This window comes from Rugamonas rubra (assembly GCF_900114705.1).
Lineage (GTDB): Bacteria > Pseudomonadota > Gammaproteobacteria > Burkholderiales > Burkholderiaceae_D > Rugamonas > Rugamonas rubra.
Map to the genome: position 1 here is coordinate 60,376 of NZ_FOTW01000018.1, position 14,493 is coordinate 74,868.

12 protein-coding genes are annotated in these 14,493 nt (G+C 68.8%); 3 read left to right on the top strand and 9 right to left on the bottom strand.

From position 1 onward, the window contains the following. Positions 1 to 8: 8 nt before the first annotated feature. The 9 genes from BM252_RS32240 to BM252_RS18935 form a co-directional block, all read right to left on the bottom strand. Positions 9 to 2,084 carry an acetyl/propionyl/methylcrotonyl-CoA carboxylase subunit alpha gene (locus BM252_RS32240; RefSeq protein ID WP_093389229.1) on the bottom strand — a complete coding sequence of 692 codons (2,076 nt, stop codon included), beginning with the start codon at positions 2,082 to 2,084 and terminating at the stop codon, positions 9 to 11. Positions 2,085 to 2,214: 130 nt separating this feature from the next. Further along, the gene (bioB, locus tag BM252_RS18900) at positions 2,215 to 3,258 is read right to left on the bottom strand and encodes a biotin synthase BioB (RefSeq protein WP_093389230.1); all 1,044 of its coding nucleotides are present in this window, start codon (positions 3,256 to 3,258) and stop codon (positions 2,215 to 2,217) included. Positions 3,259 to 3,343: 85 nt separating this feature from the next. Next, complete coding sequence (gene bioD, locus BM252_RS18905) at positions 3,344 to 4,123, bottom strand: dethiobiotin synthase (protein ID WP_093389231.1); 780 nt, start codon at positions 4,121 to 4,123, stop codon at positions 3,344 to 3,346. A 1-nt stretch (position 4,124) separates the two neighbouring features. Further along, positions 4,125 to 5,309 (bottom strand): 8-amino-7-oxononanoate synthase, encoded by a 1,185-nt coding sequence (bioF, locus tag BM252_RS18910; protein ID WP_093389232.1) that lies wholly within the window; start codon positions 5,307 to 5,309, stop codon positions 4,125 to 4,127. Beyond that, the gene (gene bioA, locus BM252_RS18915; RefSeq protein WP_174900584.1) at positions 5,309 to 6,652 is read right to left on the bottom strand and encodes an adenosylmethionine--8-amino-7-oxononanoate transaminase; all 1,344 of its coding nucleotides are present in this window, start codon (positions 6,650 to 6,652) and stop codon (positions 5,309 to 5,311) included. Before bioA ends, bioF begins: the two co-directional genes overlap by 1 nt. A 35-nt stretch (positions 6,653 to 6,687) precedes the next feature. Further along, the gene (locus BM252_RS18920) at positions 6,688 to 7,476 is read right to left on the bottom strand and encodes an enoyl-CoA hydratase/isomerase family protein (RefSeq protein ID WP_093389234.1); all 789 of its coding nucleotides are present in this window, start codon (positions 7,474 to 7,476) and stop codon (positions 6,688 to 6,690) included. Positions 7,477 to 7,489: 13 nt separating this feature from the next. After that, positions 7,490 to 9,112: a carboxyl transferase domain-containing protein gene (locus BM252_RS18925; protein WP_093389235.1), complete on the bottom strand. Its 1,623-nt coding sequence runs from the start codon at positions 9,110 to 9,112 to the stop codon at positions 7,490 to 7,492. 38 nt (positions 9,113 to 9,150) lie between these two features. After that, the gene (locus tag BM252_RS18930; RefSeq protein ID WP_093389236.1) at positions 9,151 to 9,597 is read right to left on the bottom strand and encodes a YchJ family protein; all 447 of its coding nucleotides are present in this window, start codon (positions 9,595 to 9,597) and stop codon (positions 9,151 to 9,153) included. A 186-nt stretch (positions 9,598 to 9,783) separates the two neighbouring features. Then, positions 9,784 to 11,088, bottom strand: coding sequence for a D-amino acid dehydrogenase (locus tag BM252_RS18935; RefSeq protein WP_093389237.1), 1,305 nt, complete (start codon positions 11,086 to 11,088; stop codon positions 9,784 to 9,786). A gap of 304 nt (positions 11,089 to 11,392) precedes the next feature. Between BM252_RS18935 and BM252_RS18940 the strand changes: the two genes are divergently transcribed. From BM252_RS18940 to BM252_RS18950, 3 genes are all read left to right on the top strand, one after another. Further along, positions 11,393 to 12,136 carry a GntR family transcriptional regulator gene (locus BM252_RS18940; RefSeq protein ID WP_093389238.1) on the top strand — a complete coding sequence of 248 codons (744 nt, stop codon included), beginning with the start codon at positions 11,393 to 11,395 and terminating at the stop codon, positions 12,134 to 12,136. A gap of 110 nt (positions 12,137 to 12,246) precedes the next feature. Continuing rightward, positions 12,247 to 13,128, top strand: a complete 882-nt coding sequence (locus tag BM252_RS18945; protein ID WP_093389318.1) for an N-acetylmuramic acid 6-phosphate etherase — start codon at positions 12,247 to 12,249, stop codon at positions 13,126 to 13,128. Positions 13,129 to 13,175: 47 nt separating this feature from the next. After that, positions 13,176 to 14,441 (top strand): MFS transporter, encoded by a 1,266-nt coding sequence (locus BM252_RS18950; RefSeq protein ID WP_093389239.1) that lies wholly within the window; start codon positions 13,176 to 13,178, stop codon positions 14,439 to 14,441. The last annotated feature ends 52 nt before the right edge of the window (positions 14,442 to 14,493 follow it).

Here is a 14,493-nt window from a genome sequence, read left to right on the forward strand (position 1 = left end):
GTCCCCCTTTACGCCGCCGCTTTGAAGGCCAGCAGCGGCGCGCCGTCGGCGACCTGGTCGCCGACGTTGTACAACACCTCCTCGACCAGGCCGTCGTGCGGCGCGGCGATGGTGTGCTCCATCTTCATCGCTTCCATGATGACCAGGGCGTCGCCCTTCTTCACCTCCTGGCCCTTGGCGGCCAGCACGGCCACCACCTTGCCCGGCATCGGCGCGGTCAGGCGGCCGCCCTCGGCCTCGGTCTCGCCGGCGTGCGCCATCGGATCGTGGTACACCAGCGGGTAGTGGGCGCCGCCGGTGAACACGTGCAGCAGTTCGCCGTCGCGCCGCACGGTGCCGTGCACGGCGCGCTCGCCGACTTTGATGCTGAAGTCGTTGCCGTCCTGCGCCATCAGATTGACCACGCAGGGCGCGTGTTCTGGATTGCCGGGCAGGTCGAGCAGCCAGTCGCTGGCGCGGTAGGTCAGCTTGACGGCGTAGGCCTTGGCCGGCAGCGCGGCGGCGTACTCGTCGCCGAACGACAGCGTGCGGGTGTAGGGATTGTTCATGCGCCAGCCCAGCGCCTGGCCCCACGGGTCGGCGCGGTTGGCGCCGGACTGCGCCGCCGAGACCTCCTTCTCGGCCTCGATCAGCGCCACGGCGGCCAAGGCCAGCGCGGCGGCCGGCGCGGCCTGGGCGGCCGGGAACAGCTCGGCCTGGTTGCGTTCGATCAGGCCGGTGTCGAGGTCGGCCGTCGAGAAGGCCTGGCCTTCGACCAGGCGCTTGAGGAAGGCGATGTTGGAGGCCAGGCCGACGATCTGGTACTGCGCCAGCGCCTGCGCCATGCGCGCCAGCGCCTGCTTGCGGTCGGCGCCCCAGACGATCAGCTTGGCGATCATCGGATCGTAGAACGGCGAGATGGCGTCGCCCTCGCGCACGCCCGAGTCGATGCGCACGCCGGCCGGCACGCCCAGGCCGGCGCCGTGGGCCGGCGTGCCGCCCAGTTCGAACACCACCGCCTGCGGCGTCTGCAGGTGGCGCAGCGTGCCGATCGACGGCAGGAAGCCCTTCTCCGGGTTCTCGGCGTAGATGCGCGCCTCGATGGCGTGGCCGTTGATGGCCAGCTCGTCCTGCCGCTTCGGCAGCGGCTCGCCGGCGGCGACGCGCAACTGCCATTCGACCAGGTCGGTGCCGGTGATCATTTCCGTCACCGGGTGCTCGACCTGCAGGCGGGTGTTCATCTCCATGAAGTAGAACGTGCCGTCCTGGTTGGCGATGAACTCCACCGTGCCGGCGCCGACATAGCCGACCGCCTTGGCGGCGGCCACGGCGGCCTCGCCCATGGCGGCGCGGCGCTCGGCCGGCATGTTCGGCGCCGGCGCCTCCTCCAGCACCTTTTGGTGGCGGCGCTGCACCGAGCAGTCGCGCTCGAACAGGTAGATGCAGTTGCCCAGCGTGTCGGCGAACACCTGGATCTCGATGTGGCGCGGGCGCTGCAGGTACTTCTCGGCCAGCACCTTGTCGTCGCCGAAGGAGCTGATCGCCTCGCGCTTGCAGGAGGCCAGCGCGGCCTTGAATTCGGCCGATCCCTCGATCACCCGCATGCCCTTGCCGCCGCCGCCGGCCGAGGCCTTGAGCAGCACCGGGTAGCCGATTTTGTCGGCCTGGGTGTGGAGGAAGTCGGCGTCCTGGTTGTCGCCGTGGTAGCCCGGCACCAGCGGCACCTTGGCCTTCTCCATCAGCGACTTGGCGGCGGACTTGGAGCCCATCGCCCGCATCGCCGAGGCCGGCGGCCCGATGAACACCAGGCCGGCCGCCGCGCAGGCGTCGGCGAAGTCGGCGTTCTCGGACAGGAAGCCGTAGCCGGGATGGATCGCCTGGGCGCCGCTGGCCAGCGCGACGGCGATGATCTTGTCGCCGCACAGGTAGCTCTCCTTGGCGGCGGCCGGGCCGATCAGCACCGCCTCGTCGCAGACGGCGACGTGCTTGGCGTTGGCGTCCGCCTCCGAATACACGGCGACGGTTTTGACACCGAGGCGGCGGGCGGTGGCGGCGACGCGGCAGGCGATTTCACCACGGTTGGCGATCAGGATTTTAGTGAACATGGTCTCTTTCTTTGCAGCTCGTGGCTGGAAGTTTTTTTATTCGAGTTCGTGACGCGGTACGTCTGTTCGGCGGCCGGAGCGCGTGCTGGTCGGCGTCGCGCTCCGGCTCCTAGTCAGCCGGCGGCGCCGCTTAGCAGCCGCACTTTTCCTTCGGCGCCGAGTCGAGCATGGCGCCACGGGTTTGCAGGCCCAGCTTGTTCAACAGCGTGCGGTCGTCCTCGGCCTCCGGGTTGTCGGTGGTGAGCAGCTTGTCGCCGTAGAAGATCGAGTTGGCGCCGGCCAGGAAGCACATCGCCTGCACCGGCTCGCCCATTTGGCGGCGGCCGGCCGACAGGCGCACGCGCGCCTTCGGCATGGTGATGCGCGCCACCGCGATGGTGCGGACGAACTCGAACGGGTCGAGCGGATCGAGGCCGAACATCGGCGTGCCCTCCACCTGCACCAGGTGGTTGACCGGCACCGACTCCGGATACGGGTTCAGGTTGGCCAGCTGGGCGATCAGGCCGGCGCGCTGCAGGCGCGTTTCGCCCATGCCGACGATGCCGCCGCAGCAGACCTTCAGGCCGGCTTCGCGCACGCGGCCCAGGGTGTCCAGGCGGTCCTGGTACTCGCGCGTCGAGATGACGTTGTCGTAGAACTCGGGCGCGGTGTCGAGGTTGTGGTTGTAGTAGTCCAGGCCGGCGTTCTTCAGGCGGTCGGCCTGGCCTTCCTCCAGCATGCCCAGCGTGGCGCAGGTCTCCAGACCCAGCGCCTTCACCTCGCGCACCATCTCCTCGACCTTGTCCATGTCGCGATCCTTCGGACCGCGCCAGGCGGCGCCCATGCAGAAGCGGGTGGCGCCGTTGGCCTTGGCCTGGCGCGCCGCGTCGAGCACGGTGTCGATGGCGAGGATCTTCTTGGCCTCGACGCCGGTGTCGTAGCGCGCCGCCTGCGGGCAGTAGCCGCAGTCTTCCTCGCAGCCGCCGGTCTTGATCGACAACAGCGTGGCCAGTTCGACGTCGCCGTCGGGGAAGTTGGCGCGGTGGGTCTGCTGGGCCTTGAACATCAGGTCGTTGAAGGGCAGGTCGAACAGCGCCAGCACGTCCTCCAGCGGCCATGTGGCGGCCGGGGGCAGGGTGATGGCGGCGGTCGGACGGTGCAGCGCGACGGATTTGATTTCTTGGTTCTGGGACATCGTGATTCCTTCTTCGTTCGATTGTTCTGGTGTTGCTTGTCTTGTACAGCGTGTCTTGTATTGCTAATCTGGTTTGCGTGGGCGGCTAGGCCTTGGCGTCGGCCGGCCAGTTCGGCAGTTCGGTGAAGTCCAGTTGCGCGGCGGCGGCGGCGGCGGAAGGCTCCTGCAGGCGCGGCAGGCGGCCCAGCAGCGGCGCCGGGATGCGCGCCTGCAGCGCCTCGATGTTCTCGTCGATGTAGGGCATGTCGTCGGACAGCTCGTTGGCGACCCAGCCGGCCAGCATCAGGTTGCGCGCGGCGATCGCCTCGACCGTCAGCAGGGCGTGGCTGATGCAGCCGAGCCGCATGCCGACCACCAGCACCACCGGCAGGTCGAGCTGCTCGGCCAGGTCGGCGGTGTCGAACTCCTCGTTGAGCGGCACGCGGAAGCCGCCCACGCCCTCGACCACCACCGCGTCCGAGGCGGCGCTCACTTCGATGTAGGCGGCCAGGATCGGCACCGGCGAGATGTAGGTGTCGTCCAGCTCGGCGGCGATGTGCGGCGCCGCCGGCGTCTTCAACAGGAAGGGCGTGGTCAGCGCCTGCGGCAAGTGGACGTTGCCGGCGGCGATGAGCTGGTCGGCGTCCTCGTTGTGCCATTTGCCGTTGCGCAGTTCGGCGCCGGCGGCGATCGGCTTCATGCCGCAGGCGCGCACGCCGCGCTTGACCAGCGCGTGCAGGATCGCCGACGAGACCAGCGTCTTGCCGATCTCGGTGTCGGTGCCGGTGACGAAGCAGGCGAAGCGCGGCGCCATGCCGGCGCTGGCCGGCGCCGGCTGCACCTGGGTGGCCGGGGCGGTGGCGGTGACGGGATCGTCGAGACTCATATCAGGTCCTTTCCAATGCGTTGAGCGCGGTGATCAGTTGCGCCACCTCGGCGCTGGTGTGGCCGGCCGACAGCGTGGCGCGCAGGCGCGCGGTGCCGAGCGGGACGGTCGGCGGGCGGATCGCGCCGACCCACAAACCTTGTTCGTACAGGGCGGCGCCGGCGTTCATGGTCTCGGCGTTGTCGCCGATGACGATGGGCTGGATCGCCGTGCTCGACGGCATGCGCTGCCAGCGCTTGAGTTGCAGGCCGGCGTCGAGCTGGGCCACCAGGGTTTGCAGGTGGGCGCGGCGGGCGCGGCCCTCCTCGCCCTCGAGCAGGTCCAGGCTGGCGAGCAGCGCGTGCGCCAGCGCCGGCGGCGCGGCGGTGGTGAAGATGTAGGGGCGGCTTTTTTGGATCAGCGTTTCGATGACGATCTCGTGCGCCGCGACGAAGGCGCCGCCGACGCCGGCCGCCTTGCCCAGCGTACCCATGTAGACCAGGTAGGGCGAACGCAGGGCGAAGTGCTCGAGCGCGCCGTGGCCGTTGGCGCCGAGGGCGCCGAAGCCGTGCGCGTCGTCCACCACCAGCCAGGCGCCGTGCTGTTCGCACAGGGCCAGCAGGGCCGGCAGCGGCGCCAGGTCGCCGTCCATGCTGAACACGCTGTCGGTCACCACCACCTTGGTGGCGGCGCCGCTGGCGGCCAGCAGCGCGTCCAGCGCGGCCAGGTCGGCGTGCGGATACACGCTGACCTTGGCGCGCGACAGGCGCGCGCCGTCGATCAGCGAGGCGTGGTTCAGCGACTCGGAGAAGATCTCGGCGTCCTTGTCGCCGGCGGTCAGGCCGGTCAGCACGGCCAGGTTGGCCATGTAGCCGGTGCAGAAGGTCAGCGCGCGCGGCGACTCCAGGTGGGCGCCGACGAACTGCGCCAGGCGCTCCTCCAGCTGGGCGTGGGCGCGGCCGTGGCCGCTGATCAGGTGCGAGGCGCCGCTGCCGACGCCGTACAGGCTGGCGCCCTCGCGCAGCGCCTCGGCCAGCGCCGGGTGGCCGGCCAGGCCCAGGTAGTCGTTGCTGCAAAAGGCCAGCAGCTCGCGCCCGGCGACGCGCACGCGCGGGCCGCAGGGCGTCTCGACGGTGCGCCGCCTGCGGATCAGGCTGTGTTGCTCCAGCGTCTGCAGCTGGCGGTCGAGGCGGTTCAGCAGTTCCATCACTGGCCCGCCATCACTTGATTGAACACGGCCAGCGTGCCGGCCGCCAGGCCGTCGATTTCCGCGTCGTCGAGTATGTACGGCGGCATCATGTAGACGGTCGAACCGATCGGCCGCATCAGCAGTTCCTTCTGCAGCGCGGCGGTGAAGAAGCGGCGCGAGAAGTCGGGCGCCGCGTCGATCGCGTCGAAGGCCCAGATCATGCCGCGCTGGCGGAAGTGGCGCACCTGTTCGTGCTCGGCCAGCGGCGCCAGCGCCGCCGTCAGACGCGCGGCGCGCAGCTGGTTTTGCGCCAGCACGTCGTCCTCCTCGAAGATCTGCAGGGTCGCCAAGGCGGCGCGGCAGGCCAGCGGGTTGCCGGTGTAGGAGTGCGAGTGCAGGAAGCCGCGCGTGACGTCGCTGCTGTAGAAGGTTTGGTAGATGTCGTCGCGCGTCATCACCAGCGACAGCGGCAGGTAGCCGCCGCTGATGCCCTTCGACAGGCAGACGAAGTCCGGCCAAATGCCGGCCTGCTCGCAGGCGAAGAAGGTGCCGGTGCGGCCGCAGCCGACGGCGATCTCGTCGAGGATCATGTGCACCTGGTGGCGGTCGCACAGTTCGCGCACCAGCTTCAGGTAGAGCGGATCGTGCATCGCCATGCCGGTGGCGCACTGCACCAGCGGCTCGATGATGATGGCGGCGATCTTGTCGCCGCGCTGCTGGAACAACAGCTCGACGTCGGCGGCGGCGCGGCGCGCCACGTCCTGCTCGGACTCGCCCTCGGCGGCGCGCCGCGTGTCGGGCGAGATCACCGTCTGCGTGGCGCGCAGCAGCGGGCCGTAGGCGTCCTTGAACAGGGCCACGTCGGTGACGGCCAGCGCGCCGATGGTCTCGCCGTGGTAGCTGCCCTTGAGGCAGACGAACTCCTGCTTGTCTGCCAAGCCGCTGTTGCGCCAGGCGTGGAAGCTCATCTTCAGCGCGATCTCCACCGCCGAGGCGCCGTCGCTGGCGTAGAAGCAGTGGCCCAGCACGCCGCCGGTCAGGGCGTTGAGTTTTTCCGACAATTGAACCACCGGCTCGTGGGTGAAGCCGGCCAGCATGGCGTGCTCCAGGCGGTCGAGCTGGTCCTTCAGCGCCGCGTTGATGCGCGGGTTGGCATGGCCGAACAGATTGACCCACCAGGAGCTGATCGCGTCGAGGTAGCGGCGCCCTTCGTGGTCGTACAGCCAGGCGCCACGGCCGTGGCTGACCGGGATCAGCGGCACGGTGTTGTCGTGCGCGGCGTGGTGCTGCATTTGGGTGCAGGGGTGCCATACACTGCGCAGGCTGCGGGCGACCAGATCGGTTTGTGTGTTCAATTCCAAAAAAGACTCCAGACGTTTTCAGTTCATATTCGTGTTCAACTGCCTAGCCAGTCGGGCTTGCGCTTTTCCAGGAACGAGGCGACGCCTTCGCGGCCCTGTTCGGAGGCGCGGATGAGGGCGATGCGCTCGGCGCTGTCGAGCAGCAGCGCGTCGCTGACCGGCTGCCCGGCCATGTCGCGCACCAGCACCTTGGCTAGCTGCACGGCGTGCGGGCTGTTGTGGCACAGCGCCTCGACGATCTCGGCCACCTTGGCGTCGAGCGCGTCGGCCTTGACCAGTTCGTGGACCAGGCCGATGCGGTGGCCCTCCTGGGCGGAGAAGCGCTCCGCCGTGAGGAAGTAGCGGCGCGCCGCGTTCTCGCCCATCGCCTTGATGACATACGGCGAGATGGTCGCGGGGATCAGTCCCAGCTTCACCTCGCTCAGGCAGAAGTTGACCTCCTCGGCCGCCACGACGATATCGCAGGCGGCCACCAGGCCCATGCCGCCGCCGTAGCAATCGCCCTGCACCTTGGCCACCACGGGCTTGGGGCACAGGTAGATGGTGCGCAGCATCTGCGCCAGGTGCAGCGCGTCGGCCTGGTTTTCGGCGTGCGTGTAGCCGGCCATTTTCTTCATCCAGTTCAGGTCGGCGCCGGCGCAGAATGCCGGGCCGTGGGCGGCCAGGACGATGGCGTGCACCGTCGCGTAGCGGCCCAACTCGGTGAAGGCCCGCGCCAGTTCGGCGATGGTGGTCTCGTTGAAGGCGTTGCGCACGTCGGGCCGGTCCAGCGTGACGGTGGCCAGCGCGCCGACGATGCTGATGTTCAGGGTTTGGTATGTCATCGTAGTCTCTCCATTACATGCGGAACACGCCGAACTGGGTGTCCGGGATTTCGGCGTTGAGCGCGGCCGACAGGCCCAGGCCCAGCACCATGCGGGTGTCGGCAGGGTCGATGACGCCGTCGTCCCACAGCCGCGCGGTGGCGTAGTAGGGGTGGCCCTGCTGCTCGTACTGCTGCTTGATCGGCTGCTTGAACGCGGCCTCCTCTTCGGCCGACCACTGGCCGCCCTTGCCCTCGATGCCGTCGCGCTTGACCGTGGCCAGCACGCTGGCGGCCTGGTCGCCGCCCATCACCGAGATGCGCGCGTTCGGCCACATCCACATGAAGCGCGGCGAAAACGCGCGGCCGCACATGCCGTAGTTGCCGGCGCCGAAGCTGCCGCCGATGATGACGGTGAACTTGGGCACGGCGGCGGTGGCCACGGCGGTGACCATCTTGGCGCCGTTGCGGGCGATGCCCTCGTTTTCGTATTTGCGGCCGACCATGAAGCCGGTGATATTTTGCAGGAACACCAGCGGAATCTTGCGCTGGCAGCACAGCTCGATGAAGTGGGTGCCCTTCAGCGCCGACTCGGAGAACAGGATGCCGTTGTTGGCGATGATGCCGACCTTCATGCCGAAGATGTGGGCGAAGCCGCAGATCAGCGTGGTGCCGTAGCGCGCCTTGAACTCGTCGAAGTCGCTGCCGTCGACGATGCGCGCGATGACCTCGCGCACGTCGAACGGTTTGCGGGTGTCCACCGGGATCACGCCGTACAGCTCCTGCGGCGGATACTTCGGCTCGACCGATTCGCGCAGCGCCATCTGCTGCGGCTTGACGCGGTTCAGGTTGGAGACGATGGTGCGCGCCAGCGACAGCGCGTGCAAATCGTTCTGCGCCAGGTGGTCGACCACGCCGGACAGGCGGGTGTGGACGTCGCCGCCGCCCAGGTCCTCGGCCGTGACCACCTCGCCGGTGGCCGCCTTCACCAGCGGCGGGCCGCCGAGGAAGATGGTGCCCTGCTCCTTGACGATGATCGACTCGTCGCTCATCGCCGGCACGTAGGCGCCGCCGGCGGTGCACGAGCCCATCACCACGGCGATCTGCGGGATGCCCTTGGCCGACAGGTTGGCCTGGTTGTAGAAGATGCGGCCGAAGTGGTCGCGGTCGGGGAAGACGTCGTCCTGGTTGGGCAGGTTGGCACCGCCCGAGTCGACCAGGTAGATGCAGGGCAGCTTGTTCTGGTCGGCGATCTCCTGCGCGCGCAGGTGCTTCTTGACGGTGATCGGGTAGTAGGTGCCGCCCTTGACGGTGGCGTCGTTGCAGACGATGACGCACTCCTGGCCGCAGACCCGGCCGATGCCGGTGATGATGCCGGCGGCAGGCGCGGCGTCGACGCCGTTGCCGTCCTGGTACATGCCGTAGGCGGCCATTTGCGAGAATTCGAGGAAGGGCGTGCCGGGGTCGAGCAGCATTTGCACGCGGTCGCGCGGCAGCAGCTTGCCGCGCGCGACGTGCTTGGCCGAGGCGGCGGCGCCGCCGCCCTCGGCGATCTTGGCGACCTTGTCGCGCAGGTCGTCGACGATGCTCTGCATGGCGGCGGCGTTGGCCTTGAAGTCGTCGCTGCGCGGATTGAGTTTGCTTTCGATGTGCGGCATTGCTGTCCCTTTTGTGGTCGCGTTGTCTCCGACGCGTTCTATTCTGGAAAACTACCGTCGACGTAATACCAGCGCAGGCCGTCCGCGCCCTGCTCGCGCACGAAGTTGCTCACTTCGTGGAGGCGCTGGGCGCGGCCGTTGACCTTGCAGCGGGCGACAAACTCGACCGTGTCGCGATCCGGGACGGCATCGCGGTCCGGCGATTCTGCTTTACGTTGACGTAAACGTAAAGCAGATTTTACCTCAAGTCCCAGCCAGTGCAATTTTTCATCTTGGCTCACGATCGGCTCGCTTGGAACGGTGCTGGCGTGCCAGCTGGCGCGCAGATACGCCTCGTTGCCCTGGGTGTAGGCGGTGTAGCGCGAGCGCATCAGCGCCTCGGCCGTGGGGGCGATGGCGCTGCCGTCGAGATACGGGCCGCAGCAGGCGGCGAGGGAGGGGCCGCCGCAGGGGCAGGTCGCGGGCGAGGAGGGCTTCTTGGGCATCGTGGTCGGGGGGGCGGGCTGCGGAACAATCCAGCATTATCCGCCAATTCCATGGCCCCGGTGCAAGCCGTGGCGTTGCGCGCAGTTTACCCCGCACCCCGCAACGCCACGGTCGGGGTCAGACCCCGCATGGCGCCAAGGCGGGGAGTCTGACCCCTGGCTTGCGGGGTTGGGGACGAGACGGCGTCAGCGCCGCAGGGTCAGCCCGTCCAGCGCGAACGGCGGATTCTTGCCGCGCATCAGCCCGGCCAGCAGGCTGGCGGTGCCGCAGGCGAAGGTGAAGCCGAGCGGGCCGTGGCCGACGTTGAGCCACAGGTTGTCGTAGCGGGTGGCGCCGACGATGGGCGCGCTGTTCGGCGTGGCCGGGCGCAGGCCGGACCAGGGCGTGGCGGCGGCATAGTCGGCGGCGGTAGGCATGGCCTCGCGCGCCAGCCGGGTCAGGCCGGCGATGCGGCCGGGGTCGACCCGGTGGTCCTCGCCGACCAGGTCGACCATCGCCGCCACGCGCAGCTGGCCGCCGATGCGCGCATACAACACCTTGCGTTCGAAGTCGGTCACGCTGACCTCCGGCGCGCGGTCCCGCGACCGGATCGGCGCGCTCAGGCTGTAGCCTTTGAGCGGATACAGCGGCAGATACAGCTCGGCGGTGGCGGCCAGGTCGCGGCTCTGCACGCCGGCCGCCAGCACGAACTGGTCGGCCGCCAGCCAGCCGGCGCTGGTCGACAGCGCGGAGATTTTGCCGTGCTCGCGGTGGAAGCCGTAGGCCTCGGCCTGCAGCACGCCCAAAAAGCCCGGGTGGGCGTGCAGGCGCCGCTCCAGGGCCAGGCAGAAGGCGTGGCAGTCGGCCACCGCCTCGCCGGCGGTGAAGATGCCGCCGGCCAGCTCGGCTTGCAGCGTGGCCAGCGCCGGCTCGCGCGCCACCGCCTCGGCCGGCGTCAGCACCTGCGGCCAGTGCTGGGCGGCGCGGGCCGGCTGGCCGGGCGGGGTGGCCTGGTCGGCCTGCGCGGCGCGCTCCTGGTCGGCGCGCGCCACCGCCGTGGCGAACACCTTGGGCGAGCGGTACACCACCAGCTTGCCGGCGTCGCGCCAGGCGAAGGCGGACGGCGGCACGGTCGGCGCCAGCTGCGCCATCGCCTGGCGGCTCAGTTCGCCCAGCCGCAGCAGGGTGGCTGTGGTGCGGCGGTTGCTGCCGGCGTTGCAGTTGCGCAGGAATTGCGCCAGCCAGCGCCATTGGCGCAGGTCGGCTTCCGGACGGAAGCGCAGCGGGCCGTCGCGCTGGGTCAGCCACAGCAGCGCCTTGAGCGGCACGCCGGCGTCGGCCAGCGGCGCCACGTAGCGGTAGCTGAGCTGGCCGCCGTTGCTGAAGCTGGCGGCGCCGGCCACCTTGGCCTCGCGCTCCAGCAGCGTCACGCGATAGCCGGCCTCGAGCAGCCACCAGGCTGTCGACAGGCCAATCACGCCGCCACCGATCACGATCACTTGCTGCCGCATTGCGCCTCGCTTGTGGCCCGCCAGGGGCCCTTGTGTTGGGAGTCTAGAGTGTGGCGGCTGGGCCGGCCGGCGGCCAATGAATCGTCGTGCGCCGGCCATAACCGGAAGGTATGCCGGACAGAGGTAGAATCGAGCCTACGGCCAGTTTTCCGGCGCGGCCGATGGGATTTTCCCCGTTCGCCCATCACTTCGGGCGATGTTTTGGGGCATAACCGTGTCCTATGCGCGAATACGCATTTTTCATGTAGCAAAATTACACCGGACGGGCATATCGCTATTACACTAGAGGCGATAGGAGAATTGTATGAGCCACACCAGTTTCGAATTCAAGGCCGACAGCAACGACAGCTCGCCCTTGTATATGCAAATTGCCCGCAAGCTGAGCGACGAGGTGCGCAACGGCCGCTACCAGGTCGACCAGGCGCTGCCGTCGGAGCGCAACCTGTCGGAGCTGCTCAGCGTGTCGCGCGTGACGGCGCGCAAGGCCATCGACCAGCTGGTCGACCAGGGCCTGGTGGTGCGCCGCCGCGGCTCGGGCAACTACATCGCGCCGCGCATCGAGCAGCCGCTGTCGAACCTGACCAGCTTCTCCGAGCAGCTGTCGCAGCGCGGCTACCAGCCCGGCTCGCGCTGGCTCAAGCGCGCCGTGGTCAGCGCCAGCGCCGACGAGCAGCTCAGCCTGGGCCTGTCGCCCAACGCCCGCGTGGCGCGGCTGGAGCGCCTGCGCCTGGCCGACGACGTGGTGATGGCCTACGAGGTCAGCGTGCTGCCGCACAGCATAGTGGCCGACCCGGAGGCGATCGGCGTCTCGCTGTACCAGTATCTGGACGGCATCGGCAAGCCGCCGGCGCGCGCGCTGCAGCACATCCGCGCGATGAACGCCTCGGCCGAACTGGCCGCGCGGCTCGACGTGCCGCTCGGCCAGGCGGTGTTGTTCATCACCCGCATCGCCTACCTGGAGTCGGGCGAGGCGGTCGAACTGACCCATTCGTATTGCCGCAGCGACCACTACGATTTCGTCGCCGAGATGCGCCGCGCCGGCGCATAACCTTTAGGCATGGCCGCGCCGCCAGCTTTCATGGCCTGGCGGCCGGGTTCGGTATTACACTGGTTTCATCGAATTCTATAGGCTGGCGTCGCGAGACGTTCGATATGGCGATGTTGAAAACCGAAACCCCCAGTCTGGCGCATAGCGGCCTGGACCAGTACGGCGCCGCCGAGCTGGTCCACGCCTTCGTCGACGAGCAGTTGCACGCGGTGCAGGCGGTGCGCGCCGCCTCGGCCAGCATCGCCGCCGCCATCGAGGCGGCCGCGCCACGGCTGGCGGCCGGCGGCCGGCTGATCTATGTCGGCGCCGGCACCTCGGGCCGCCTCGGCGTGCTCGACAGCGTCGAGCTCTACCCCACCTTCTCCTGGCCGCACAGCCGCGCGCTGGCCATCCTGGCCGGCGGCCGCGACGCCATGTTCACCGCCGTCGAGGGCGCCGAGGACGATCTGCGCCAGGGCGGCGCCGACTTGAACGCGCTGGCGCCGGGCGCCGACGACGTGGTGCTGCTGCTGGCCGCCTCCGGCGCCACGCCCTACGTGCTGGGCGCGCTACGGGCGGCGCGCGAGCGCGGCGCCTTGACCATCGGCATCGCCAACAACGCCGGCGCACCGCTGACGCGCGAGGCCGACGTCGGCATCACCCTCGACACCGGCGCGGAAATCATCTCCGGCAGCACGCGGCTGAAGGCCGGCACGGCGCAGAAGATCGTCCTCAACACCATTTCCAGCGCGCTGATGGTGCGCCAGCACAAAGTCTATGGAAACTTGATGGTAGACTTGAAGCCGACCAACGCCAAGCTGGTGCAGCGCTCGGTGCGGCTGACCATGCACGCCACCGGCGCCGACGAGGCGAGCGCCCGCGCCGTGCTGGAGCAGTGCCGCTTCCACGTCAAGGTGGCCATCGTCGCGCTGCTGCGCCAGGCCAGCGTGGCGCAGGCCGGCGCGCTGCTGGAGCAAGCCAACGGGAGCGTGCGCGCGGCGTTGGTAAAATGATACAGTTCAGGCTGTATTTGGCCTGAACCGAATCATGTTAAGGATGTATGCAAAGAGTGCAACGAGCTAGTCCGTGGTGGTGGATTCCCACGCTGTATTTCGGCCAGGGCCTGCCCTATGTGGTGGTGATGACCCTGTCGGTGGTGATGTACAAGAACACCGGTTTCTCCAACACCGACATCGCGCTCTACACCGGCTGGTTGTACCTGCCCTGGGTCATCAAGCCGCTGTGGTCGCCGGTGGTCGAGCTGCTGCGCACCAAGCGCTTCTGGATCGTCGGCATGCAACTGTTCATCGGCGCCGCGTTGGCGCTGGTGGCGCTGACCACCCACCTGCCCGGCTTCTTCCAGATGAGCCTGGCCATCCTGTGGCTGCTCGCCTTCAGCTCGGCCACCCACGACATCGCCGCCGACGGCTACTACATGCTGGCCCTGCCGCAACACCAGCAGGCCGCCTTCGCCGGCGTGCGCAGCACCTTCTACAAGCTGGCGATGATCGCCGGCCAGGGCAGCCTGGTGTATTTGGCCGGCAAGCTGACCGAGTCCACCGGCGACCCGCGCCTGGCCTGGTCGGTGGTGTTCGCCGTCCTCGCCGCGCTGTTCCTGCTGCTGTTCGTCTACCACCTGTTGATGCTGCCGGCGCCGGCCGCCGACCAGCCCGGCGAGCGCCGTGGCAGCCTGCTGGCCGACTTCCTGGCCACCTTCCGCAGCTTCTTCGCCAAGCCCGACATCCTCGTCGTGCTCGGCTTCCTGCTCACCTTCCGCCTGGGCGAGGCGCAACTGCTCAAGCTGGCCGTGCCCTTCCTGCTCGACCCGGCCGACAAGGGCGGCCTGGCCTTGAGCACGGCCCAGGTCGGCCTGGTCTACGGTTCGCTGGGCATGCTGTTCCTGGTGCTGGGCGGCCTGCTGGGCGGCCTGGTGATCTCGCGCTTCGGCCTGAAACGCTGCCTGTGGCCGATGGTGTTCGCCGTCCACCTGCCGGACCTGATCTTCGTCTACCTGGCCAGCGCGTTGCCGGAGAATATCTACCTGGTCGCCGCCTGCCTGGCGGTCGAGCAGTTCGGCTACGGCTTCGGCTTCGCCGCCTACGTGCTGTACATGATCATGGTGGCCGACGGCCCGCACAAGACGGCCCACTACGCCATCTGCACCGGCTTCATGGCGCTCGGAATGATGCTGCCGGGCATGGTCAGCGGCTGGATCCAGCAGCAGCTGGGCTACCAGCATTTCTTCATCTGGGTCTGCTTCGCGACCTTGCCGGCCTTCGGCATGGCCGCGCTGGTGCGCATCGCACCGGAGTTCGGCAAGAAATAAGGCCGCGCCGCATTACAATACGTTTTTTCAAGGCTGTACGGCTGCAACGATC

What these genes read in the sequence shown, in the direction of transcription:
- BM252_RS32240 (WP_093389229.1), bottom strand. Translation starts at nt 2,084, where the DNA reads ATGTTCACTAAAATCCTGATCGCCAACCGTGGTGAAATCGCCTGCCGC.
- bioB (WP_093389230.1), bottom strand. Translation starts at nt 3,258, where the DNA reads ATGTCCCAGAACCAAGAAATCAAATCCGTCGCGCTGCACCGTCCGACC.
- bioD (WP_093389231.1), bottom strand. Translation starts at nt 4,123, where the DNA reads ATGAGTCTCGACGATCCCGTCACCGCCACCGCCCCGGCCACCCAGGTG.
- bioF (WP_093389232.1), bottom strand. Translation starts at nt 5,309, where the DNA reads ATGGAACTGCTGAACCGCCTCGACCGCCAGCTGCAGACGCTGGAGCAA.
- BM252_RS18920 (WP_093389234.1), bottom strand. Translation starts at nt 7,476, where the DNA reads ATGACATACCAAACCCTGAACATCAGCATCGTCGGCGCGCTGGCCACC.
- BM252_RS18925 (WP_093389235.1), bottom strand. Translation starts at nt 9,112, where the DNA reads ATGCCGCACATCGAAAGCAAACTCAATCCGCGCAGCGACGACTTCAAG.
- BM252_RS18930 (WP_093389236.1), bottom strand. Translation starts at nt 9,597, where the DNA reads ATGCCCAAGAAGCCCTCCTCGCCCGCGACCTGCCCCTGCGGCGGCCCC.
- BM252_RS18935 (WP_093389237.1), bottom strand. Translation starts at nt 11,088, where the DNA reads ATGCGGCAGCAAGTGATCGTGATCGGTGGCGGCGTGATTGGCCTGTCG.
- BM252_RS18940 (WP_093389238.1), top strand. Translation starts at nt 11,393, where the DNA reads ATGAGCCACACCAGTTTCGAATTCAAGGCCGACAGCAACGACAGCTCG.
- BM252_RS18945 (WP_093389318.1), top strand. Translation starts at nt 12,247, where the DNA reads ATGTTGAAAACCGAAACCCCCAGTCTGGCGCATAGCGGCCTGGACCAG.
- BM252_RS18950 (WP_093389239.1), top strand. Translation starts at nt 13,176, where the DNA reads ATGCAAAGAGTGCAACGAGCTAGTCCGTGGTGGTGGATTCCCACGCTG.